The following is a 22,474-nucleotide window of genomic DNA, read 5'->3' on the forward strand; positions in this document are numbered from 1 at the left end:
GGCAGTCCGCGACAGTCTCCAGTCCCGCGCCGGACCGCTCTGACACAATTCACCCGACCAGCCCACACGAGTGATCAAATCGTCTGGAAGTCCACGGACTACTGGTCACCCGGCGCCGGTGGGCAGGCTCGGTTCGGCAGCCGTTGCGCAGCGACGCAGTTCGGGTCTCCACCAGTTGGCCCGTCCGGCCAGCTGCATGACCGCGGGAACGAGGATGCCGCGGACCACGGTGGCGTCGAGTACGACGACCGCGGCCATCGTGGCTCCCAGGACCACCAGCAGGGTGACCTGAGACATCACCAACGCACCCATGCTGACCGCGACAACCAGGGCTGCGGCCGTGAACAGCCGGCCCGTGTGCTCGATACCGAACACGATGGAGCCGGTGTTCTGTCCCGTGCGCCGCCATTGCTCCGCCATCCGGGCGATGAGGAAGACCTCGTAGTCCACGCAGAGGCCGAAGGCGAGCGCACTCGCCAACAGCGGCATGGTGATCTCCAACGAGGGCTCTCTTCCGTCGACCGACGGTCCCAGAAGGTGCAGGTCCTGAAAGAGGAAGACCATCAGACCGACCGCAGCGACGACACTCAGGCTACCGAGCACCGCCGCCTTCACCGCCACGACCAGGCTCCTGGTGAACACCAGCAAGCCGACAAGGCTGCCCCCGAGCATCAGACCGGCCCACCATGGCAGCGCGGCGCTGATCTGTGCCTTGGTGTCCGCGAGTTGGACGGCAACACCTGCGACCTCGGCCGGTCCGGGTGCTGCGGCGGTACGCAGCGCGTCGACCAAAGCGGTCGTGGTCGCCGATTGGGGCGGCCCGGCCGCAAAGACCACCAGCAAGGTTCCGGTCCCGGGTGGCAGATCCGTCTGCCGGGCCTCGACGAGCCGCCCCTTGGCGTAGTCCCCCGCCAGGGTGCTCACTCCGTCTTGCCCCGGCAAGCCGGCCAGGCGCCGGGCGTAGGCGTCCAAGGCGGCCGATTGCCTCACCGGATCGGTTTTCGGCAGCACTACGGTCAGCTGTCGCTCCGGTGGGTGCGGGAAGTCGGCGCGGACACGGTCGGCGACGGCATGTGCCTCTGCTCGGGCTGGCAGGATGGACTCGTCCATCAGTGCCGGCCGCAGTTCGACAGCCGGCATTGCCAGCGTCAGAAGCAGTGCCGCTCCCGTCCCCGCCCAGAGCAGTGGCCTGCCAGTCACCGCTACGGCGATGCGACGCCAGGTCGGGCTGGCCGATGCCTCCAGCGGTGATCGGCGCCAAGGAAGTCCGCGAAAGGGATCGAACCGTTCCAGCCGGTCACCCAGAGCTCCGATCAGCGCGGGCAACACAACGAACGTCGTGATCGCGCAGCATACGACGACGATGATCGAGGCCACCGCCAACGAGCGGACCAAGCCCAGCGGGAATACGAACAAGGCCGCCATGCACCAGGCCATGGTCACCGCGCAGACCATCACTGAACGGCCGGCCGTGCACATCGCCCGGGCGACCGCCGCCTCACCGGTTAGACCCCGCCCCCGTTCCTCGCGGTACCGGGACAATGTGAACAGCCCGTAGTCCACGGCCAGTCCGAAACCGAGCGCGAAGCTCAGGTTGGCGGCGAAGACAGATACCGGGAACACCCAGGTACTTACGGTCAGAATCGCCAGCGCCCCGGATACGGCCACACCACCGATGAGCACCGGCACCAATGTCGCACCGATCGACCCGAAGGCCAGTACAAGTACGGCAGCGATCACCGGCAGGGCCAACAGCTCGGAACGGAGCAGGTCTTCCTTGACCAGGTCCGTGGCCTGCGCATTGATCCAGCTCGGCCCACTGGCCGACAGTGCCAAGCCGGGGGCTGCGGCCCGAAGCGCGGGCACCAGAGTGCGAGCCGTCCTGGCTTCCTGCGACTGGTCTCCCTTGAGATCGATCCGCAACAAAGCGCCCTTGCCGTCCGCCGAGCGCAGAGGCTCAAGCCCAGTGGTCCAGTACGACAAAGCCGAACCGACTCCGGATGTCCGCTGAGCCAGTTCCGTGGCCCGTCGGCCTTGTACCGCTACGTCATGAGAGTCGACCGGTCGACCTGGCCGTGCGTACAACACCAGGTCGGCCGTACCCGCACCGAACTTCTGTGCCACGGCCTCTGCGCGCTGAGCGGCCGTGCGCTCGGCGGTGTAGCCACCGTTGGACCAGTGACCTCCGACGGTGAAGCCGACTGCGGCACACGTCACGATCAGCAAGGCCGCCAGGCTCAGTACCAGTCGGCAGTGCCGGAACGACGTGCGTGCCATCGCGCCCAACGCGTCGGTCAGCATGTGAGCGCCGTCCTGGCAGTTACGTCGGGCGCGGGAGGGAGGGCGGGAAGAGCACGGCCGATCGATGCGACCGCCTGCTTCACCGACCGGGATGGTGGCAAGCAAGCGGCCGTCGACGTGCCACCATCATGACCGGCTTTCCTGGCGAGCATTGCCATGACAATTTCCCAGCATCGATCGAAGGAGCCGCACGCAGCGGTCGTGGAGTCTGATCAACGCGCAGGGCAAAGTTCCCGATGCGGGGAGTCACCCGTCCGTGGCAGTCGGGGTCGCTCGGCAAGTGGCGGCACGCCGCCGCATGGACCAGTTCCATCGAGGCAGCCGGACGTGCGAGCGCCTCGTTGTCGGACTCCTCGGCCGCACGCCACCCCCAGTAGCCGCTGGCCGCCGCAACCGCGGCCGGCGGCGAGAAAGCAAGATCGATCCAGACGAGATGCACGACTTCTTCGGCCAGAAAGCCCGCAGGGGCTTGTCGATACGCTCCTTGAAGACGACTGGATCCCAGCATTCAGGCACGACTAACGGATGCCGCCCACCGGGTGACTGCGTGCTGGGGTCAGCACCTCCAGGTAGGTGCTGGGCCGCTCCCACGGCTGCGCCGATCGCGTTCGGCGCCAGGTCCACCAGCCCTGCGGCGACGAGAGCCACGTGTCGTCGGCACGTGTTCCCTTGTGCGGAGTGTCTGTCACGCTGACACCCTCTCCCACGGTCGGTCACGCCCCGCCAGTCGCCGACTCGCGGCAACCGTCAATTACAGCTCGACCTCCGCGATCACTCTGCATTGCCCGGGTTATCGGATGTCGCGACGAGTTCGGACCGACGTGCGACCGGCGTTTTGCTCCGGGAGTATCACATCAGCTGGGCGGCTGACCGTGAGTGTCGGCCTCTGAGGCTTCATCTATGGCCCATCGGGCCTCGCGACCTCGCAGAGGCAGGCTGCGGTCGAGGCTGAAGCGTGTGGTCACTGCGAGGGGCAAGTGACGCAGTGCCTGAGACAGAAACCGGTAGCGCAGTCTCGGGATACTGAACGTGCGACCGTGCTCCAGATCCTTCAGGCTACGGAACCACCTTCTCGCTGGCCAGCCAACATCCATCGCGGCATGTAGGTGCCTAGGCGGCGGCTCGAGCGAAGGCGGCCCACGTGGAAGCAAGGCGGGTGCGGCCTACCCGGTCGAGCCGAGCGTCCAGCCGCCTCGGAGCCGTAAGTCTCCGGCGCGCACACGGCGCTCCGTCACAACCTGGCGGAGGGGACTGGGCAGGCGAGGGCGTTGTCTTGTACACAAGATCCACCACGCACACTTCATCGACGAATCGCGCGCCCGGCCAGATCCGAAGTCGCGATCGTCGAAGCTGGCGGCGCAGCGGCGGCCACCGCCGTCCTTCGCGTGCAAGCGGACTCGACTAACCAGCGGTTAGATCTAACTACTCGTCAGTAAAGTCAGCAAAGGGTCAGCATTCGTCCGACCAAACTTGGTTACAGCCTGCGACACATGAGCCGCCTCGACCGTCGACGCCGAAGGCTCTCACACCATGTCCGGCGGCCTCCCCTGCGAAACCAAAACCGGAGGGCCGGGTGCGAGCACGACACCCAGCCCTCGTCCACACAAACCAGCAGGTCAACGCACCCTTCCCCTGGGCTTCAGGTGGGTGGGAGGGAGTTCAGGAGCCGGAAGTGGAGGGCCGTCGTAGCCCTTTACCTCGCCGAACCGCGACCCGTTCATCCAGTCGTCGCGGGCCTGCACGATTTCTTCGTGCGAGCGGCCGATCCAGTTCCAGAACATGACGATCTCCTCCTCGAACGGTTCGCCGCCCAGGAGCATCACGCCCGCGTCCGAGGAGGCGCGCAGGGGGAGTTCCGTGCGGCCGCAGCCCAGGTAGAGCATCGCGCCCGGCAGGAGGGGGACGCCGTCGACGTGGGTTTCGCCCGACATCGACAGGACCGCGTACTCGAAGTCCGGGTCGAGCGGCAGCCGGGTTTCGGTGCCGGCCGTCAGGGCGAGGTCGGCGCCCACGATGGGGGTGTAGGCCGTGCCGGGCGAGGTGGCCGTGTCCAGGGTGCCCAGGATGACCGTCGCGGTCAGGCCCGGGGCCGTGACGCGGGGCAGGTCCGCGTGGTGCTGGAAGTGCGGGGCCACGTGGCGGTGCGCATCCGGGAGAGCCACCCACAGCTGGGCGCCGTGCAGGAAGCGGGCGTGCCGGCGCGGGCTCTCCTCGGAGTGGCTGATGCCGTGGCCCGAGGTCATCAGGCCCAGCTCGCGCGGCCGGATCGTCGCGAGGCTGCCCACGCTGTCGCGGTGCAGGACCTCCCCCTCGTGCAGCCAGCTCACGGTCTGCAGGCCGGTGTGCGGGTGGGGTGCCACCTGCATGCCCGGCTCGTCGGCGATGTCGTCGGGCCCGTAGTGGTCGACGAAGCACCAGGCCCCCACCATCCGGCGTCCCAGGTTCGGCAGCAGGCGGCGCACCTCGGTGGACTCCCCGAGCTTGACCGTACGCGGGCTGAGGAGCTCCCGTACCGGCTCGGCGACGACGAAACCGCGGCCGCCGCAGACGGAGAGGGCGGGCTGGCGATCGAGATTGCTCATACCGCACAACTTAGTACCGCCGGGGCCGCCGCGTTCCGTGGAATGCGGCGGGGTGCCACCGTGTTGGAGCGACCGGACACACCACCTGAACGGCGGAAGGAACGGTCATGGACGCCAAGGAGGCCCGGGAGACCCAGGACGCCGTGCGTGACGCGCAGACGGCGTACTACGGGCACGGAACGGCCGCCGAGCGCTGGGCGCGGGGCAGCCTCTTCTTCGACGCGAAGGAGTACGCGACGGCGGCCCGGGTCCTGGCCACGCTGACCGCCGAGGCCCCCGAGCAGCTCGCGCCCCGGCTGCTGCTGGCCCGCGCCTACTACCACTCCGCCCAGCTCTCGCGGGCCGAGCTGGAGCTGCGCGCCATCCTGGAGCGCTGGCCGGTGGAGGACTACGCGCAGCTGATGCTCGGCCGCACCCTGGAGCGCCAGGGCCGCGCCGCCGAGGCGGCCCCGTACCTGCGCCTCGCGGCCGCCATGGCGGGCGAGCTCCCGGCCTAGGTGTATTGATCACGAGCGTTGTTAACAGGGCCGGGTCTTGATCATGGCGAAGACCTCCGGTGTGGTGGAGGTGTCTAGGCTCCACACCACACACGGAGGTCTTCGTGTCCCACCGTAATGCCCGGCTGACGGTTCACGGCAGGCGGCCTGCGGCCCCGCCCGGCCCCGTCCGTGCGGGGCCGGGCGGCCGTCTCCGATAGCCTGGGGCCAATATGAACCGTCTGACCACGCCTTTCGGCTCCTACGAGCTCACCCGCTTCCCCCAGGACCCGCGCGACCGGCTCCGCGCCTGGGACGCCGCCGACGAGTACCTCCTGCACCACCTCGAATCCGGGACCGGGGACCGCGGACCGGTCGACCTCGGCGGCGGCCGGCAGATCACCGTCCTCGGCGACCGCTGGGGGGCGCTGACGACCGCCCTGGCCGCCTACCACCCGACGCAGATCACCGACTCCTCCCTGACCCGCTCGGCCACCATGGCCAACCTGGACCGGGCCGGGATCGGCACTGCCAAGGACACGGTGACCCTGCTGACCACGCAGGACGAGCCGCCCGCGCGGATCGACGTGCTCCTGGTCCGGGTTCCCAAGAGCCTCGCGCTGCTGGAGGACCAGCTCCACCGGCTGGCGCCGCGGCTGCACGCGGACAGCGTCGTGGTCGGCGCCGGCATGGTCAAGGAGATCCACACCTCCACGCTGCGCCTCTTCGAGCGGATCCTGGGGCCGACCAGGACCTCGCTCGCCGAGAAGAAGGCGCGGCTGATCTTCTGTACGCCCGCCGACGCGACCGGCGCGGCGAGTGCGCCCTCGGCGACGAAGACGGGTGGCGCGTCCGCCGACCCGTGGCCGGTGACGTACACCGTCGACGCGGACGGCGGTTCCGGCGCCGGGCTGACCGTGGTCAACCATGCGGGCATCTTCTGCGCGGACCGGCTCGACGTCGGCACCCGCTTCTTCCTGCAGTCCATCCCGACCAACACCGACGGCGCCCGCGTCGTGGACCTCGGCTGCGGCAACGGCGTCATCGGCACGGCGGTCGCGGTCGCCGACCCCCGGGCGGAGGTCGTGTTCACGGACGAGTCCTACCAGGCGATCGCCTCGGCGAAGGCCACGTTCCGTGCCAACGTGACGCGCGACCGCGACCGGGCCGACTTCCTGGTCGGTGACGGCGTGGCCATGCTCGACCCCGGTTCCGTGGACCTCGTCCTGTGCAACCCGCCGTTCCACTCCCACCAGGCCACCACTGACGCGACCGCGCTGCGGATGTTCGCCCAGTCCCGCAAGGTGCTGCGGCCGGGCGGCGAGCTGTGGGTGGTCGCCAACCGCCACATGGGCTACCACACCCACCTCAAGCGGCTCTTCGGCAACAGCGAAGTCACGGCGAGCGAACCCAAGTTCGTGGTGCTGCGGGCGGTCAAGCGGATGGAACGGGAACAGCGCCCGTAGGAGCGCCCGTAGGACCCAAGTGACCTGCCGGTACGTCCTACACTCGGCCGCGTGGGCAGCCAGGCGGATCAGGAAGCACCGGACGACGGCCGGAGCGGCGCCGGCCGTTACCGCCGCGAGGACGTGGCGCGGGCGGCGGGCGTCAAGGTGCGCAACCTGCGCTACTACCAGGAGCGCGGGCTGCTGCCCCCGCCCCGCCGGGAGGGCCGGCTCGCCTGGTACTCGGACGACCACCTGACGCGGCTGCGGCTGATCAGCGACCTGCTGGGGCGCGGCTACTCCGTCAACGGCATCGCCGAGCTGCTGCACGCGTGGGAGCAGGGCGGCGGACTGTCGCAACTCCTGGGCCTGGAACGGGCGATGACCGACGGCTGGGAGCGGGAGGAGCCGGTCACCATGACGACGGCCGAGCTGGGCGACCTGTTCGGCCGGGCGGCGACGGCCGAGGACACCCGGCGGGCGGTGGAGCTGGGTTACCTACGGGTAGAGGGCGACCGGGTCACGCACCGCAGCCGGCGGCTGCTGGAGGCGACGCTGGCGCTGGTGCGTCAGGGCGTGCCGCTCGCGGAGATCCTGGACGCCGGGGACTTCGTACAGGACCAGGCGGCCGCGCTCGCCGACCGGTTCGTGGGGCTGTTCCGGCGGCACGTGATCGGTCCGGACGGACTCGTCGGCCCGGACGGGGCGGAGCGGCTTTCGGCCACCCAGCTGGATCACATCTCGGAGGCGGCCGCGGCGCTACGGCCGGTGGCCGGCGAGGTCGTGGCCGCCGAGTTCGCCGTCGCGATGGCCCGGCGGGTGGAGGCTGAGGTCGCCGAACTGCTGCGTACGGAGGCCGGCGAGCGGCGTACGGGGCAGTAGGACTCGGCCGAAAAGGTACGTTCGAGCAACCTTGCCAACCTCCATTGGCACTCTTACATTCAACTCGTCGGTAACAAAGGTGCACAGCCGAGATACAGGGACGATCTCATGGCAACCTCACCGAACTTATCCGAACCACCCGGTACCGGGGACACCACCGGCGAGGACGACCGAAGGGGCACCGGGCGGGTCCGGTGGCGGCGTTTCGCCCTTCTGACCGTGCCCGCCGTGGCCGTGACCGCAGGCCTCGGGATCGCCCTCGCGCAAGGCGCGCTCGCCGCCTCCTTCGCCGTCTCCGGACAGCAGTTCAAGGTGTCGGCGAAGAGCCTGGAGGGCGAGGGCTTCGCCCAGTACGGCAGTGTCGACGTCAACGCCCGCGAGGACCTCATACCCGTGGCCGTCACCGCCATCAAGGAGGCCAAGCTCCACAGCCTGTGCCAGTCGGTGGTGACGACCCTCCCGCTCATCGGGGACATCTCGCTCAACCTCACCGCGGGTGATAAGGACCCCGTGGAGGCGAGCAACCTGTTCGTCGACGCCACCCAGCTCTCCGGTGACGCCGTGTTCAGCAACATCGAGATCGGCCGCGACGCGTCGACGCTCGACAAGGGACCGGCGGAGGCGGTGGGCATGCAGGACCTGTTCGCCCAGCAGGCCGACACGGTCGCCATCAGCAACCTGCACCAGACCGCGTGGGCCACCAACGCGGGCACCTTCAAGCTCTCCGGGCTGAGCATGGGAATCAGCAAGGGGAAGAAGGAATGCTTCTGAGCGGTCGCCGGAACGGTCGTGAGCCGTCCTCGCGGCCGAGCAGTCGCAAGCCGTCCTCGCGGCCGAGCAGCCGCCGGCTGTCGTGGCGGCGCTGGCGGCGCGGCAGGCCCTTCTGGGGCGGGCTGGCCGCCCTCGCGGCCGGGGCCTGGATCTGCGTCCTGCCGCTGGCCCCGTTGAAGATCATGCTCCAGCAGGGGGTGGCGGGCATCCCGTCCGTCCTGATGGGGATCGTCATGATCGTCCTCGGGCTCACGGCGTGGTTCGCCCCGCAGCAGCGCACCCTCGCCGGAATCCTCACCACCCTGATCGCGACCGCCGCCCTGGTGCTGTCGAACCTCGGCGGCTTCCTGATCGGCACCCTGCTCGGCATCCTCGGCGGCGGGCTGATCTTCGCCTGGCAGCCGTACGCCGCCCCGCGCGCCCCGGACGCCACCGAGGCCGCGGACCCCACCGCTTCCCGGGATCCCATCCCCGACCGGGACGCGGCAGCGGACCCCACCCGCTCCCCCACCGCGCTCCACGATTCCCAAGGAGTACAGCCATGAGCCGTACGCGCACCGCGTTCGCCCTCGGGATGGCCGCCGCCGCGGCCCTGACCGTGGTCTCCACCTCCGCCACCGCCGCGCCGTTACCGCTGGCCGGGTCGACCACCGTCACCCCGGCCGGGCACGCCTTCCGGGCCACGCTCAGCGGCAAGGCCACCCTCAAGGCCGGTTCGGTGACCGTCACCTGCACGGTCTCCGTCTCCACCGGTACGGTGCCGGCCGCCCCCGGCAACCACAACGCCGCCGGGCCGGTCTCCTCGCCGATCTCCCCGCCCACGTACAGCTCCTGCACGTCGAGCATGCCGGGCGTCACCCCGACGGTGACCACCAGCGGCGCCTGGTCGGTGTCGATGCAGAACGGCTCGCCCGTCACGGCCACCATGACGGTGCCGACCGGCGGCCTGGTCGTCCACACCACCGGCTTGGCCAGTTGTACGGTCACGGCCGCCCCGACGGGCCCGGCGAGCGTCGGCGGAGCCTGGGCCAACGGCGCCCCGTCCAGCCTGACCTTCACCAACGCCTCGGTGCCGGTCACCGTCACCGGCGGCTTCGGCTGCCCGACGAGCGCGACGTCGTCCACCTTCAACGCCCTCTACAAGGTCACCGACACCACCGACCCGGCGCAGCAGATCACCGTCGCCCCCTGAGCCCGGCGCGCACGAGCGGGTCCGCCGGCCCCGGAGGACGTCCGGGGCCGGCGGGCCACACGCCCGGATGAATGGCGAGCGCCGTCAATTGCGTTGCACGAACGGCATCGGCGGAGCGAAGCTGCACGGCATGTCACAGAGCACCGAAACGTCACACCACACCCGACCCGAGGACCACGGCGCGGAGCCCCGCCGCCCGCGAGGTGTCGACGACCTCTTCTCCCACGGCCGCCTCACCGCCCTTCCGCGCAAGGCGGCACGACGCGAGCAGTTGCTGGCCCACCTCGCCGGAACCCTCTTCACCCCGGGACGCGAGTACACGGAGCCCGAGGTGAACGACGCTTTGCGCACCGTCCACGAGGACTGCTCGGCGCTGCGCCGCTACCTGGTCACCTCGGGCCACCTCACCCGTACCCGCGACGGCAGCAGCTACCGGCGGTCCACGACCACCCGGTAATGGGTCGTCAGCCGCCCGTCCTCACCCAGCACGTGGAAGGCGACGACCGGCGGCTCGTCGAGGTGGACGTGCTCGTCGGGGCCGCTCTGCGCCTCCCACGGCAGCCGCGTCGTGGACACCACGCCGGGCGCCACCAGCAGCGGCCGGCCCGCGAACGTCGTGGCGGCCCCGGTGTGGGCGTGGCCGCAGAGGAACGCCTTGAGGTGCGGGTGCCGTTCGGCGAGCGCCGCGAGCCGCTCCTCGCCGAACTGCCGGATGCCGTCCACGTACGGGATGTGCAGGGTGACGGGCGGGTGGTGGAAGGCCACCAGAACCGGTACCTCGCGCGGTGTTCCGGCCAGGACACCCTCCAGCCACTCCAGTGTCGACTCCGCGAGGAAACCCTGGTGTTCGCCGGGCACGGAGGAGTCGCACACCGCGAGTACGAAGCCGTCGCCGCGCACCACCTGGTCCACCGGCTCCGCGGTCGGCTCGGTCTCCCCGAGCAGTCCCTGCCGGAAGGCGAGCCGCTCGTCGTGGTTGCCCGGGCAGATGACCGACGGGTGGCGCGAGCGCAGCAGTTTGCGTGCCTCGTCGTACTCCTCGGGGGTGCCGTGGTCGGCGATGTCGCCGCTCACGAGCACCGCGTCGAGGTCGTACGGCAGACCGTCGAGGTACTCCATGACGGCGCGGGCGCGGTCGGCGGCACGCGCGTCGCCGTCGAAGTGGACATCGCTGAGGTGGGCGATCACTATCACGGACGGTGGCTCCTTCGTTTCGTCGGTGCCTCCCATCCAACCGGCCCCTCAGCCCGCCTTCCAGGGCCAATTGATCACCGGCGGCCTCCGGCGGCGCAGCCGCCGTCACCACCGGCGGCGTCAGCACCGCCGCCGCCGCCGGCGCCGGCACCGCCGCTAGCCGCGATACGTCTCCAGCAGCCTGAGCCAGATCTCGCTGACGGTCGGGAACGCCGGGACCGCGTGCCACAGCCGGCTGATCGGCACCTCTCCCGCGACGGCGATGGTGGCCGCGTGCAGGAGTTCCGCCGCGCCCGGCCCGACGAAGGTGGCGCCGAGCAGCACCTCCCGGTCCAGGTCGACGACCATCCGGGCCCGGCCCGGGTACGGGTCGGCGTACAGGCCGGCGCCCGAGACCTTCCCGAGGTCGTAGTCCACCGCGCGGACCCGGTGGCCCGCCTTCTGCGCCTCGGCCAGGGTCAGGCCCACGGCCGCGGCCTCGGGATCGGTGAACACGGCCTGCGGGAGGGCCGCGGTGTCGGCGGTCGCGGTGTGCGCGCCCCAGCGGCCGGTGTCGGCCGGTTCCCCACCGGCCGCGCGGGCCGCGATGACGGCGCCGGCGATCCGGGCCTGGTACTTGCCCTGGTGGGTGAGCAGCGCGCGGTGGTTGACGTCACCGACGGCGTAGAGCCAGTCGTGGCCGGGGACCCGGCAGCTGTCGTCGACGCCGATCCAGTCCCCCGGGGTCAGGCCCACGGTGTCGAGACCGATGTCGTCGGTGCGCGGGGCGCGGCCGGTCGCCATCAGCAGTTCGTCGCCCTCGACGGTCTCGCCGCCCTCCAGCACGACGGTGACGGGCCCGGTCGCCCCGTCCCGTACGACCGCCTCCACCGTGACGTCCGTACGGATCTGCGCGCCGGCCTCGCGCAGCGCCTCGGCGACCAGTTCCCCGGCGAACGGTTCCATCCTGGGCAGCAGCCCCGAGCCCCGCACCAGCACGGTGACGCGGGAGCCGAGGGCCTGCCAGGCCGTCGCCATCTCTGCGGCGACCACCGAACCGCCGACGATCAGCAGCCGCTCCGGCGCCTGACGGGCGGAGGTCGCCTCCCGGCTGGTCCAGGGGCGGGCCCCGACGATCCCGGGGAGGGGCGGGATCACGGCCCGGGTGCCCGTCGCGACCACCACGGCGTGGCGGGCGGTCAGGACGTGGTGCTCGCCCTCGGGGCTGGTGACGGCGACCTTGCGGATCCCGTAGAGCCGGCCGTGGCCCCGGTACACGTGGGCGCCGATGGAGTCGAGCCACTCGATCTGGCCGTCGTCCTTCCAGCTGCCGGTCCAGTAGTCGCGGTGCGCGTACACCGCCTCCGCGTCCAGGGCGCCCCCTACGGCTGCGGCCAGGCCGGGCACCCTGCGCGCATCGGCCCGGGCCAGCACCGGGCGCAGCAGTGCCTTGCTGGGGATGCAGGCCCAGTACGAGCACTCCCCGCCCACGAGCTCGCTCTCCACCAGCGCCGTGGTCAGCCCGGCCGCCCGGGTCCGGTCCACGATGTTCTCGCCGGCCGGTCCCCCGCCGAGCACCACCACGTCGTATTCCACCGCTTCAGTCATGCGGCCAGTGTCGCCGGGGGCCCGGGGCGCGTGCGGGCAATTTCAGGCCTCCGGCGTGCCGGAGCCGCCCTCGTCCGTGCCCGCTCCCCCCGGTCGGTCCGAGGAGGCGGGCCGGTCCGAGGAGGCGATCTTCGCCCGGACCTCGTCCATGTCCAGGGCGCGGGCCTGAGCGATGAGGTCGGTCAGCGCCGCCTCGGGGAGCGCGCCGGGCTGCGCGAAGATTGCCACCTGGTCCCGGACGATCATCAGCGTCGGGATGGAGGTGATCTGGAAGGCCCCGGCCAGCTCCTGCTGCGCCTCGGTGTCCACCTTGGCGAAGAGCAGGTCCGGATTGGCCTCGGAGGCCTTCTCGTAGACCGGTGCGAACTGCAGGCAGGGACGGCACCAGCCGGCCCAGAAATCGATCAGCACGAAGGGGTTTTCGCTGACCGTCCGGTCGAAGTTCTCCTTGGTGAGCTTGATTGTCGCCACGGTGTCCGAACCTCCTGATGTAGCCGGTTGTCCTGCGTGAACGAACGATCCGTCCCCAGCATTCCTGGTGCGCCGCCGTTCCCTAGAACGGGTGAGCGGGCGCGGCCGTGCGGACCGTGGTCCAGCGGAGTTCGGTGAAGGCTTCCAGGTTCGCTTCGCCGCCGAAGCGGGCTCCCGTGCCCGACGCGCCGACGCCGCCGAAGGGGGCCACGGCCTCGTCGTTGACCGTCTGGTCGTTCACGTGCGCGATACCGGTCGGGATGCGGCCGGCCAGGTCGAGCCCGTGCGCCGCGTCGCGCGTGACGATGCCGAGGGAGAGGCCGTAGGGGCCGGCCGAGGCCAGTGCCACCGCCTCGTCCTCCGTAGCGAAGGACCGTACGGGCGCCACGGGGCCGAAGACCTCCTCCGTGTAGGCCGGGCAGTCGTCGGACACCGCGGCCAGCACCGTCGGCCGGTAGAACAGGTCCCGGTGGGTGCCGCCCGCCACCAGCTTGGCACCCTGCTCGGCGCTCGCCTCGACCAGGGCGTGGACGCGCTCCACCTGACCCCGGTCGATGAGCGGCCCCAGGTGCACGCGCTCGCGGTACGGGTCCCCCACCGCCAGCGCCTCCGCACGCGCGGCGAGCCGCTCCACGTACTCGTCGTACAGGGAGGCGTGCACCAGGTGGCGCCCGGCGGTCATGCAGATCTGCCCCTGGTGGAAGAAGGAGCCCCAGGAGGCCTGTGCGACGGCGGCTTCCACGTCGGCGTCCTCCAGCACGACGAGCGCCGAGTTGCCGCCCAGCTCCAGGTGCGCACGCGTCAGGTGACGTCCCGCCAGCTCTGCGACCGTGCGTCCGGCAGCGGTCGATCCGGTGAACGACACCACCCGTACGCGGGGATCGGCGACGACCGCCGCCCCCGTCGCGGCCCCGCCCGGCAGCACGTGCAGCAGCCCCGCGGGAAGCCCCGCCGCGGCTAACACCGCGGCCAGGGCGATGCCGCCGCAGACGGCGGTGCGCGGGTCGGGCTTGAGCAGGACCGCGTTGCCCAGGGCGAGGGCCGGGGCCACCGAACGGATCGACAGGATCAGCGGCGCGTTGAACGGGGCGATGACCCCGACCACCCCGGCCGGCACCCGCCGGGTGAAGGAGAGCCGGGGCGCTTCGCTGGGCAGGACCTGCCCGGCAGGACGCGAGGCCAGTGCGGCCGCCTCGTAGCACTCCTGCGCGGCGACGTGCAGCTCGAAGTCCGCCTTGCCGGGTATGGAGCCGGACTCCCGTACCAGCCAGTCCCGCAGTTCTTCGGCGTGCTCGGCGAACAGGTCCCCGGCGCGGCGCAGCACGGCCGCCCGCTCCAGGTGGGTGGCCCGGGCCCAGTCGCGCTGCGCGGCCCGGGCCCGTACGGCGGCCTCGGCCACGTCCACGGGCCCGGCGAGGTCGAGGGTGGCGAGGGTGCGCCCGGTCGCGGGTTCGACGACCGGGGCGGTGCCGCCGGTCAGGGTGGGTCCGTCCTGCCAGAGCGTCGGGTCGAGGAGCGGCATGGCGCGGGGCCTCCGGGTCTGGGTGGGGCGGGGGGTGCGGCAGCACGCGCCATCGTGCCAGACCCGGGGCGGCACTTCTGTTCAGTTATTGGGCAGTTAGGGCGATGGTTTGACCGGAAATGATCGACGGAGGTGGGGGCGAGGGTGGGGGCGGGGCGGGGCGGGGCGGGGCGGGGGCGACTTCGCCCGCGGCCCGTCGTCCGGCTGTGGGGCCGGTTCTACGTCCGGGTCCGCGTCCGGCCCGGGTCCGCTCTGGGTCCGGCCCGGGTCCGGTTCTGGGTCCGGCCCGGGTCCGCTCTGGGTCCGGCCCGCGTCCGGTTCGGCGTCCGGCCCGAGTCCCGCCCGCCCGGTCAGCGCTCCAGGACCAGCGCGATGCCCTGCCCGACGCCGATGCACAGCGCCGCCATGCCCGTACCGGAGCCGGCCGCCGCGAGCTGGTGGGCGACCGATCCCGCCAGCCGGGCACCCGAGGCGCCGAGCGGGTGACCGATCGCGATCGCACCGCCGCGCGGATTGACCACCGCCGGGTCCAGCTCCGGCCAGGCGGCCAGACAACCCAACGCCTGCGCCGCGAACGCCTCGTTCAACTCCAGCACGGACAGCTCGCCCATCTCCCGGCCGGCCTTGGCGAGAGCCCGCTGGACGGCCTCCACCGGTCCGAGCCCGAACAGCTGCGGCTCGATCCCCGTGACGGCGCTCGCACTGATGCGGGCCAACGGCTCCCGGCCGGTGGCGGCGAGCCCCGCCCCGTCCGTCAGCAGCAGCGCCGCGGCCCCGTCGTTCAGCGGGGAGGCGTTGCCCGCGGTGACCGTGCCTGAGCCGTCGGTACGGAACGCGGGCTTGAGCCGCGCCATCGCCTCCGGGGTGGAGCCTTCCCGGATCGACTCGTCACGTACGAGCTGCGCTCCGGGGTACGGGACGACCTCGCCGTCGTAGAGCCCCTCGGCCCAGGCCGCCGCGGCCTTGCGGTGGCTCTCCAGGGCGAACAGGTCCTGCGCCTCGCGCGTGACGGCGTACTTGTCCGCGACGAGTTCGGCACCCTCGCCGAGCGAGCCCGTCCACTCCGCGGGCATCCGGGGGTTGGTCATCCGCCACCCCAGGGTGGTGGACCACATCTGCTGGTGCCCGGCCGGGAAGGCGCGCTCCGGCTTCTGCACCACCCACGGCGCGCGGGACATGGACTCCACCCCGCCCGCGATGGCCACGGAGGCGTCGCCGAGCGCGATGGCGCGGGCGGCCTGGATCACGGCCTCCAGGCCGGAGCCGCAAAGCCGGTTGACGGTGACGCCGGGGACGGACACGGGCAGTCCCGCGAGCAGCACCGCCATGCGCGCGACGTCCCGGTTGTCCTCGCCCGCCCCGTTGGCGTCGCCGAAGACGACGTCGTCGATGCGGGCCGGGTCGAGGTCGGGCGTACGGTCCACCAGCGCGCGCACCACGTGGGCGGCCAGGTCGTCCGGTCGGACACCGGCGAGCGCCCCTCCGAACTTGCCGATCGGGGTGCGGACGGCGTCGACGACGTAGACGTCGCGGACGGTGCGGATGCTCATGGGGTCTCTCCTGGGCGGATCCGTACGGGCGGAGCCGGGCCGGCGCCGGTGGCGGCACCGGCGCATGGCGCCGGGTGCGCCCGGATGGGGCGCGCCCGCAGTCTCCGTCCGCCGATCACCGCCTGTCAACGGCCTGCCCGGGGCACCGGACCTCGGGAGCCCGCCGGGCGGACCGGGCGGACCGGGCGGACCGGGCCGACCGGGCCGACTGATTCGGCTCAGCCGGAGTCGGCTCAGGTGAACTCGGCTCAGGTGGACTCGGTTCAGGTGGACTCGCGCCGTACCGCCACGGCTGTCATCAGGTCGTGCCGCTCGGTGAGGTGGGAAGGTTCCCGCACCGCGCGGTCCACGAGGGCGGCCAGGTGCTCCCCCGTGGGCATCTCGATCTGCACCGTACTGAGCCGGGGGCGCAGCAACCGCCCGATCAGCAGGTCGTCGGCGCCGATGACGGCCACGTCCTCGGGGACGCGCAGGCCGGCGTCCTGGAGGGCCCGCATCAGCAGCGTCGCGTAGTCGTCGTTGTACGCGAAGACACCGTCCAGCCCGAGCGACCGCCAGCGGGCCGCGAGCGCGGCGGCCGACGCCTCGTCGTAGGCGAGGGGCAACGGCTCCACCGCGGCGGACGCCACCGACCGGGCGCCCGCGAGCCGGGGCTCGGAGAAGAGCCCCAGTCCTTCCTCCTGCGGGACGACGACCCCGATCCGGCGCCGGCCCCGCTCGACCAGGTGGGCGGCCGCCCGGGCGCCGACTTCCGCCTGGTCCATGACCAGCGCGTGCGCCCCGGGCACCCGTCCGGGCCCCAGCGTTATCACCGCGCGGGCACCGGCCCGTTTGAGCGTCGCGACGTTGCCCGCACAGAGGGTGATCTCCCCGAGCGAGATCACCGCGACGGGGCGCAGCTCGGCCCAGGAGCGGGCGGCCTCGTCGCCGGTGAGGCCGAGGCTGCCGTACTGCACGACGGTGTAGTCGAGGCGGCGCAGGGCCTGCTGGAGCTCGTTGAGGAAGGTGCGGTAGAGCGGGCCGAAGGGGACCTGGGAGGTGGGCAGCAGCACGATCCGGGTGTGCCCGGCCCGCAGGCTGCGCGCGGCGGCGTGCGGTACGTAACCCAGCTCCTCGGCGGCTTCGCGCACCTTGCGGCGGGTCGGCTCGCTGATGCGTACGGCTTCGGCGTTGTTCAGCACGTACGAGACCGTCGCGCGCGACACCCCGGCGACGCGGGCGACGTCGGCGCTGGTGGGTACGGCGGATGTGGCGGGTGTAGCGGGTATGGGAGATGTGGCGGATGAGACGGATGTGGCGGATGTGGTGGTGGTTTGGGTGTGAGGTGTCTGAGGCATTGCCCTGGAATCCTTGCAGACCGGGTACGCGTGGGGGGTTGGCGGATGGCCTGAAACACGCGTTGGCACGCCTAATCCGCTGGCGGGGGGCGGTGCGTACTTCGGCAGGGCGGGGTGGGGGCGCGAGGCGGGTTCCCCTGCGGGGTGTGGGGGAGGTGCGGGCCGACTGCCGCTGGCGGAGTGCCCTTGGGCGGTGTCGGGGGGTGCTGGGGGCGTCCCGTCAGTCCACTGTCCTTTCGTGTCGGTCCGGTCCGTCAAGGGCGCTCGCTGCGCTCGCGTCGCTCCGCGATGGCCTGCGGCCACCCTTGACTGCCCGTCCCGCCCCAAAACGCCACAGACTGCCGGGAAGCCCCCAAGGAAACGGCCGGGAGGTCATGTTCCGACAACCCGGTCTCAACGACGCCCGCCCGAAGCCCCGGTCCAGGCCCGTCCTCTGCGACCCCTTCCATGCCCCGCTGTTGCGCCGCCCGAAGTTCCGGACGCCGGTCGGGAAATTCAGCCCCGCCGGCGATTGAGGCGCGGGGTCTGGGGCCGAGCCCCAGAAAGCCCCGAGCGCAGCGAGGGGGCCCACCCACCCACGCGACAGATCGCTACGCGCTCCCCCCGGCATAGCGTCCGCAGCCCGTCCCCGGCTGGGCATAAGCCGCCAACGACCGCTACGCGCTCCTCCCGGCTTGGCGTCCGCAGCCCGGCATGGGCTGGGCGTAGGCCGCCACGGTCGCTACACGGCTGACGTGCTCCGGCGTCGTACCGGCCACCGTTTTCGGCCCGTGGGGCGCCTGCCGGCGTTCGGCGCCGATCCGCAAATTCAGCCTCGCCGGCGATTGAGGCGCGGGGTCTGGGGCGGAGCCCCAGAAAGCCCCGAGCGCAGCGAGGGGGACCACCCACCCGCGCAACATTCGCTACGCGCTTCCCCCGGCGTAGCGTCCGCAGGCCGTCCGGGGCTGGACATAAGCCGCCACCGATCGCTACACAGCTGACGTGATCTGGCGTCGTACCTACCGCCATTCCCGGTCCGTGGGGCGCCTCCCAGCGTTCGACGCCGGCCAGCAAATTCAGCCCCGCCGGCGTTTGAGGCGCGGGGTCTGGGCCGGAGCCCCAGGGAGGCCCGAGCGTAGCGAGGGGGCCCGCCCACCGGCGCGACAGATCGCTACGCGCTCCCCCGGCACAGCGTCCGCAGGCCGCCCGGGGCTGGGCATGCCGACGATCGATGCCCGGCTGTCGCGCTGTGGCGTCGAACACGGCACCGTTCCCAGCCGGAGGCCTACCGCCCCGGGCGTTCCCGCAGGACCGTCACCGCGCGCTCGTACCAGTCCCGGTTGGCCCGTTCGAAGGACAGGCCGCGGAGGCAGGTCAGGTAGGGGCCGACGCGGTCGCCGCGGCGGAGGAACTCCTCCTCGGCCAGCTCCCCGCGCATCGTGCGCAGGAGGGCGTCGAACAGCTCGATCTTGGCTTCGGCGAAGGTGATCCGCTCGGCGAGCTGGGCGACCAGCGCGTCGGTGTTCACGTGGTCGGCTGCCTGCACTTTCACCAGCAGGTCGTCCCGGATGAAGGAGGGCTTCGTGGCGGCCGCGGTGAACCGTTCGAGTTCACCGAGTCCGGCACTGGTGACTTTGAACAGGCGCTTGTTCGGCCTGGTCTCCTGAACTACCTCGCGGCCGGCGATGAGGCCTTCGTGTTCGAGTTTGGCCAGTTCGGCATACAGCTGTTGCGGGAGCGCGTGCCAGAAGTTCGCCACGCCCATGTCGAACGCTTTGGCCAGCTGGTATCCGCTCAGTTCCTCGTCGAGCAGTGCCGCCAGGACGGCGTGGCGCAGAGCCATCGGAGCGTTTCCTTCCTCTGGTCAGGGATCCCGGCCACATGATAGTCAAGAAACTGACTAATCACATTGAGGAGTGTGCCACGATGACCACCGCCGACCGCTTCCGCTCCGCCGTCGACAGCCGCGACCTGACCGCCATCGGGGAGCTGTTCACCGAGGACGTGCGGCTGTACAGCCCGGTGAAGTTCACGCCGTTCGAAGGCAGGCCGATGGTCCTCGGTCTGTTCGGCGTGCTCCTGCGCACCTTCGAGGACTTCCGCTACGTCGGCCGGCTCGACGGCGCCGCCGAATCCAGCACTGCCGGGGCGGCCACCGACGCCGCCGTACTGGTGTTCCGGGCCACCGTGAACGGGAAGCAGATCCACGGCATCGACCTGCTGCACCTCGACGCGGAGGAGCGGATCAAGGAGATCACAGTGATGGTCCGCCCCCAGTCCGCGGTCATGGCCCTGGGTGAGGCGGTGCTGGCCGGGCTGGTGGCCGACGGCCTGGTCCCGGCCACGTAGGGCGGGCCACCGGCAGGCAGTAACCTCTCGCGCATGACGGCACTTTCACAGCACGGCAACAGCCACGTCGAGCAGCCCGGGCGGGACGGGGAGACGGCCACCACCGAGGCCGATCCGCACGCCATCGGGCCCGTGCGGACCTCGTACGCCCCCGACAAGGACGGCGATCCCGACCCGGGGGAGATCGTCTGGACCTGGGTCCCCTTCGAGGAGAACGACGGGCGCGGCAAGGACCGGCCCGTGCTGGTGGTCGCGCGGGAGGCGGGCGGGAACACGCTGCTCGCGGTGCAGCTGTCCAGCAAGCGGCACGACCACGACCGGGAGTGGGTGCCGATCGGCACCGGGCCGTGGGACGCCGCGGGGCGGGAGTCCTGGGTGGATGTGGACCGGGTGCTGCGGGTGCACGAGTCGGGCATGCGCCGCGAGGCGTGCGCGCTGGACCGGGGCCGGTTCCAGCTGGTGGTGAACCGGCTGCGGGAGCGCTACGGCTGGCAGTAGCCGGGGCGACGACCGGCGCGGCGGCCCCGCCCGTTGTCCGGGTGGGGCCGCCGCCGTTCGGCCGCGCAGCGGGCCGGACGGTCAGCCGACGCAGTGCGCGACGTTGCCGGCGCAGTTGGTGGGCAGGTTGTGGATGACCTTGTCGTCCCGGAGCTCCACGATCCCGTTCACGTCGTTGTTGATGCCGCCGCCGTTCTCGGCCGCCCGGTTCTGTACGACGAGGCTGCGGACGAGGGTGACCCGCGCGGCGGGCAGGCCCGCCACCCAGTTGTTGATGCCGCCGCCGTTCCGGCCGGCGGAGTTCTTCTCGATCTTGATCCGCTCCAGGAGCGCGGTGCCTTCGTTGTCGATGGCGCCCCCGTCCCGGCCGGCCTTGTTCAGGTCGAAGACGGTCTCGCGGGCCTCCAGCGCCGCACGCACGCCGTTGAAGACGGCGCCGCCGTCGAAGCCGGCCCAGTTCGCGGTGAACTTGCTGTCGCTGATCGCGGTGTGGGCGGTGGGGCCGATGTTGCTGAGGGCACCGCCGTTGCCGTCATGCGCCTCGTTGTGGGTGAACACGCTGTGGTCCAGGACCCGGAGCGTGCCGTTGTTCTCGACACCGCCCCCGTTGATGCTGGAGGTGTTGCCCGCGACGGTCGTCTTCTTCAGCGTGACGCTGCCGTTCGTCGTGTTGAAGAGGGCGCCGCCGTCGACCGCGATGGCGATGTTGGTCAGGAGCTTGCTGTCGACCACCGTGACCCGGCCGTTGTTGTTGAAGATGGCACCGCCGTTCAAGCCGGCCTGGTTCCCGGAGAGGGTGCTGTCCTCCACCAGCAGGGTGCCCTCGTTGCTGATGCCGCCGCCGTTCGTGAGGGTGCGGCCGCCGTTGACCACGACGCCCTTCAGCGTCAATTCGCCGGTCGGGGCGACGCTCAGCAGCCGGAAGAGGGTGGTGGCCGCCGTGGAGCGGATCAGGCTGGAGTCCAGGCCCTTGATGGTGACCCTGGTGGTGATGGGCGGCAGCGCGTTGCCGCCGGTGCCTGCCGTGAAGCGGTAGACGCAGCGGTGGGCCAGGTTGATCGTCGCGCCGTCGGGATTGGCGTTCGCCTGCACGACGGCGGCGATGAGTCCGGCAGCGCCGGCGTTGCAACTCACGTTGAGGTTCAGGGGCTGGGCCACGGCCACAGCCGGAGCTGCCGCGACGGCCAGGCCCAGGCTTGCCACCACAGCGGATCCGGCGAGCACGAGACGCTTCTTCATTCGCTTGTGTTCCTCTCAGTACCCAGGTGGGCCCCCGCGCCGTCGTCCTGCGTCCAGCCGTGGTGGAGTGGAGTGGGGAGGGAAGTGAGGGGCGCCGTCATGACGTGACAGGGTTAGCCGATGGGTCCCGGCGTGTCCCGGCACCTGCGTACGGACTCTCCGGAAATTCATACGAATGGTGGCCGCTGCACTCCGTGCCCTACGCCGACGGGCGCGCGGCCCCCTCCCCCGCCGTGCTGCCGAACCCCGCGAAGGCCCGCTCGAAGGCCTCCCGCGGCCCCGGATCGCGGTCCAGGACGGCGAACACCACCTGCTCGAAGGCGCCCGCGAACCGCCCGGCGAGCAGCGCCCGGAAGGCCTCGGCGACCTCACCCGGGTCGTTGCGGAACACCCCGCACCCCCAGGCGCCGAGCACCAGCCGCCGGTAGCGGTGCATCGCGGCGACCTCCAGCACCCGTTCGGCCCTCCGGGCGAGGACGGCCGGGATCTCGTGCGCGCGTTCCGGCTCCTGGCGGCGGATCGTGCCCGCGTTCGGCGCCGGGGAGGTGAGGAATCCCGCCCGGTACGGGGTCTCCAGCAGTTCGCCCCGGTCGTCGCGGAACACGGGCACGCCGGGCGAGTGAATCACCCGGTCGGTGTAGAAGGTGCTGCGGCCGGCGCGGTGCACCTCGTAGTACTCCGGCGCCTCCAGCAGCGTCTCGTAGAGCGCCGAGGCGCGGCACAGCGCTTCCTCCTGGGCCTTGGCCCCTCTGACGTAGCCGCCCCCGGGATTGCGGGCCGAGGCGAAGCACAGCACCGCGACCGAGGGCTCTTCGCCGGGGCCCCCGGCGAGCCTGCGGGCCGCGGCCGTACTGCTCTCCCCGGTGACCTGTACGACGGTCCGGTCTGGGCCCGCCTTCGGCTCATCACTTGGAATGACCTGGTTCGGCCCATATATCCTGGTTCCCGCCTTGGCTTCCGCCAGGGCGGGAACCAGGGAGACCTGCCGTCCGGAGCGTGTCCGGTAACCGCCGGCCGCCGAGATGATCGCGTTGTGGCGCGCGATTTCACGCAATCTGCTGCTCACGCCGTGATCCTGCGGCGCAGGACGCGCTGACGG

The 22,474-nt window shown here is 71.6% G+C and carries 20 protein-coding genes; 9 read left to right on the plus strand and 11 right to left on the minus strand.

The genetic code is table 11. The features are described 5' to 3' along the window. Nucleotides 1-105: 105 nt before the first annotated feature. Nucleotides 106-2,301 carry an MMPL family transporter gene (locus tag OG861_RS04905; protein WP_329200140.1) on the minus strand — a complete coding sequence of 732 codons (2,196 nt, stop codon included), beginning with the start codon at nt 2,299-2,301 and terminating at the stop codon, nt 106-108. Nucleotides 2,302-3,917: 1,616 nt separating this feature from the next. Then, nucleotides 3,918-4,883 carry a pirin family protein gene (locus OG861_RS04910; protein WP_329200138.1) on the minus strand — a complete coding sequence of 322 codons (966 nt, stop codon included), beginning with the start codon at nt 4,881-4,883 and terminating at the stop codon, nt 3,918-3,920. 107 nt (nt 4,884-4,990) lie between these two features. On the opposite strand from OG861_RS04910, the gene OG861_RS04915 reads away from it, so the two are divergent. From OG861_RS04915 to OG861_RS04945, 7 genes are all read left to right on the plus strand, one after another. Further along, nucleotides 4,991-5,380: a tetratricopeptide repeat protein gene (locus OG861_RS04915; protein WP_330261321.1), complete on the plus strand. Its 390-nt coding sequence runs from the start codon at nt 4,991-4,993 to the stop codon at nt 5,378-5,380. Between the two features lie 212 nt (nt 5,381-5,592). Next, complete coding sequence (locus OG861_RS04920; RefSeq protein ID WP_329200135.1) at nt 5,593-6,825, plus strand: methyltransferase; 1,233 nt, start codon at nt 5,593-5,595, stop codon at nt 6,823-6,825. Nucleotides 6,826-6,876: 51 nt separating this feature from the next. Further along, nucleotides 6,877-7,686 (plus strand): MerR family transcriptional regulator, encoded by an 810-nt coding sequence (locus OG861_RS04925; RefSeq protein ID WP_330261322.1) that lies wholly within the window; start codon nt 6,877-6,879, stop codon nt 7,684-7,686. Between the two features lie 108 nt (nt 7,687-7,794). Further along, a complete protein-coding gene (locus tag OG861_RS04930; RefSeq protein ID WP_443056696.1) occupies nt 7,795-8,457 on the plus strand; it encodes a DUF6230 family protein in 663 nt (220 codons plus the stop codon). Further along, the gene (locus tag OG861_RS04935) at nt 8,448-9,002 is read left to right on the plus strand and encodes a DUF6114 domain-containing protein (protein ID WP_330261323.1); all 555 of its coding nucleotides are present in this window, start codon (nt 8,448-8,450) and stop codon (nt 9,000-9,002) included. Before OG861_RS04930 ends, OG861_RS04935 begins: the two co-directional genes overlap by 10 nt. Beyond that, nucleotides 8,999-9,649 (plus strand): hypothetical protein, encoded by a 651-nt coding sequence (locus OG861_RS04940; RefSeq protein ID WP_329200128.1) that lies wholly within the window; start codon nt 8,999-9,001, stop codon nt 9,647-9,649. The genes OG861_RS04935 and OG861_RS04940 overlap by 4 nt, the downstream gene beginning before the upstream one ends. Before the next feature lie 130 nt (nt 9,650-9,779). Further along, a complete protein-coding gene (locus OG861_RS04945) occupies nt 9,780-10,106 on the plus strand; it encodes a DUF2087 domain-containing protein (RefSeq protein WP_329200127.1) in 327 nt (108 codons plus the stop codon). Here the strand turns inward: OG861_RS04945 and OG861_RS04950 are convergent. From OG861_RS04950 to OG861_RS04980, 7 genes are all read right to left on the minus strand, one after another. After that, complete coding sequence (locus tag OG861_RS04950; protein ID WP_329200125.1) at nt 10,079-10,843, minus strand: metallophosphoesterase; 765 nt, start codon at nt 10,841-10,843, stop codon at nt 10,079-10,081. The two genes, OG861_RS04945 and OG861_RS04950, sit on opposite strands and share 28 nt — an antisense overlap. Before the next feature lie 156 nt (nt 10,844-10,999). Next, nucleotides 11,000-12,430 (minus strand): dihydrolipoyl dehydrogenase family protein, encoded by a 1,431-nt coding sequence (locus tag OG861_RS04955; RefSeq protein WP_330261324.1) that lies wholly within the window; start codon nt 12,428-12,430, stop codon nt 11,000-11,002. Between the two features lie 42 nt (nt 12,431-12,472). Beyond that, nucleotides 12,473-12,901, minus strand: coding sequence for a thioredoxin family protein (locus tag OG861_RS04960; RefSeq protein WP_330261325.1), 429 nt, complete (start codon nt 12,899-12,901; stop codon nt 12,473-12,475). Between the two features lie 82 nt (nt 12,902-12,983). Next, nucleotides 12,984-14,423, minus strand: a complete 1,440-nt coding sequence (locus OG861_RS04965) for an aldehyde dehydrogenase family protein (protein ID WP_330261326.1) — start codon at nt 14,421-14,423, stop codon at nt 12,984-12,986. A 350-nt stretch (nt 14,424-14,773) separates the two neighbouring features. Further along, entirely contained in the window at nt 14,774-15,973 is a 1,200-nt protein-coding gene (locus tag OG861_RS04970; RefSeq protein WP_330261327.1) for a thiolase family protein, read from the minus strand. 263 nt (nt 15,974-16,236) lie between these two features. Beyond that, complete coding sequence (locus OG861_RS04975; RefSeq protein ID WP_329200116.1) at nt 16,237-17,310, minus strand: LacI family DNA-binding transcriptional regulator; 1,074 nt, start codon at nt 17,308-17,310, stop codon at nt 16,237-16,239. Nucleotides 17,311-18,574: 1,264 nt separating this feature from the next. Continuing rightward, nucleotides 18,575-19,132: a PadR family transcriptional regulator gene (locus OG861_RS04980; RefSeq protein ID WP_330261328.1), complete on the minus strand. Its 558-nt coding sequence runs from the start codon at nt 19,130-19,132 to the stop codon at nt 18,575-18,577. Nucleotides 19,133-19,215: 83 nt separating this feature from the next. On the opposite strand from OG861_RS04980, the gene OG861_RS04985 reads away from it, so the two are divergent. Together OG861_RS04985 and OG861_RS04990 are read left to right on the plus strand one after the other, a co-directional pair. After that, nucleotides 19,216-19,638: a nuclear transport factor 2 family protein gene (locus OG861_RS04985; RefSeq protein WP_329200112.1), complete on the plus strand. Its 423-nt coding sequence runs from the start codon at nt 19,216-19,218 to the stop codon at nt 19,636-19,638. A gap of 33 nt (nt 19,639-19,671) precedes the next feature. Next, a complete protein-coding gene (locus tag OG861_RS04990) occupies nt 19,672-20,136 on the plus strand; it encodes a type II toxin-antitoxin system PemK/MazF family toxin (RefSeq protein ID WP_329200110.1) in 465 nt (154 codons plus the stop codon). Nucleotides 20,137-20,217: 81 nt separating this feature from the next. On the opposite strand, the gene OG861_RS04995 is transcribed toward OG861_RS04990, so the two are convergent. After that, complete coding sequence (locus OG861_RS04995) at nt 20,218-21,375, minus strand: hypothetical protein (protein ID WP_329200109.1); 1,158 nt, start codon at nt 21,373-21,375, stop codon at nt 20,218-20,220. Nucleotides 21,376-21,574: 199 nt separating this feature from the next. Next, the gene (locus tag OG861_RS05000) at nt 21,575-22,441 is read right to left on the minus strand and encodes a TIGR02452 family protein (RefSeq protein WP_330261329.1); all 867 of its coding nucleotides are present in this window, start codon (nt 22,439-22,441) and stop codon (nt 21,575-21,577) included. Between the last annotated feature and the right edge of the window lie 33 nt (nt 22,442-22,474).

Source organism: Streptomyces sp. NBC_00539 (assembly GCF_036346105.1).
Lineage (GTDB): Bacteria > Actinomycetota > Actinomycetes > Streptomycetales > Streptomycetaceae > Streptomyces.

Bases quoted from the DNA above. Each gene is read 5' to 3' on its own strand.
- OG861_RS04970 (WP_330261327.1), bottom strand. From the start codon at position 15,973: ATGAGCATCCGCACCGTCCGCGACGTCTACGTCGTCGACGCCGTCCGC.
- OG861_RS04945 (WP_329200127.1), top strand. From the start codon at position 9,780: ATGTCACAGAGCACCGAAACGTCACACCACACCCGACCCGAGGACCAC.
- OG861_RS04965 (WP_330261326.1), bottom strand. From the start codon at position 14,423: ATGCCGCTCCTCGACCCGACGCTCTGGCAGGACGGACCCACCCTGACC.
- OG861_RS04910 (WP_329200138.1), bottom strand. From the start codon at position 4,883: ATGAGCAATCTCGATCGCCAGCCCGCCCTCTCCGTCTGCGGCGGCCGC.
- OG861_RS04930 (WP_443056696.1), top strand. From the start codon at position 7,795: ATGGCAACCTCACCGAACTTATCCGAACCACCCGGTACCGGGGACACC.
- OG861_RS04975 (WP_329200116.1), bottom strand. From the start codon at position 17,310: ATGCCTCAGACACCTCACACCCAAACCACCACCACATCCGCCACATCC.
- OG861_RS04940 (WP_329200128.1), top strand. From the start codon at position 8,999: ATGAGCCGTACGCGCACCGCGTTCGCCCTCGGGATGGCCGCCGCCGCG.
- OG861_RS04990 (WP_329200110.1), top strand. From the start codon at position 19,672: ATGACGGCACTTTCACAGCACGGCAACAGCCACGTCGAGCAGCCCGGG.
- OG861_RS04905 (WP_329200140.1), bottom strand. From the start codon at position 2,301: ATGCTGACCGACGCGTTGGGCGCGATGGCACGCACGTCGTTCCGGCAC.
- OG861_RS04985 (WP_329200112.1), top strand. From the start codon at position 19,216: ATGACCACCGCCGACCGCTTCCGCTCCGCCGTCGACAGCCGCGACCTG.
- OG861_RS04980 (WP_330261328.1), bottom strand. From the start codon at position 19,132: ATGGCTCTGCGCCACGCCGTCCTGGCGGCACTGCTCGACGAGGAACTG.
- OG861_RS04920 (WP_329200135.1), top strand. From the start codon at position 5,593: ATGAACCGTCTGACCACGCCTTTCGGCTCCTACGAGCTCACCCGCTTC.
- OG861_RS04915 (WP_330261321.1), top strand. From the start codon at position 4,991: ATGGACGCCAAGGAGGCCCGGGAGACCCAGGACGCCGTGCGTGACGCG.
- OG861_RS04995 (WP_329200109.1), bottom strand. From the start codon at position 21,375: ATGAAGAAGCGTCTCGTGCTCGCCGGATCCGCTGTGGTGGCAAGCCTG.
- OG861_RS04955 (WP_330261324.1), bottom strand. From the start codon at position 12,430: ATGACTGAAGCGGTGGAATACGACGTGGTGGTGCTCGGCGGGGGACCG.
- OG861_RS04935 (WP_330261323.1), top strand. From the start codon at position 8,448: ATGCTTCTGAGCGGTCGCCGGAACGGTCGTGAGCCGTCCTCGCGGCCG.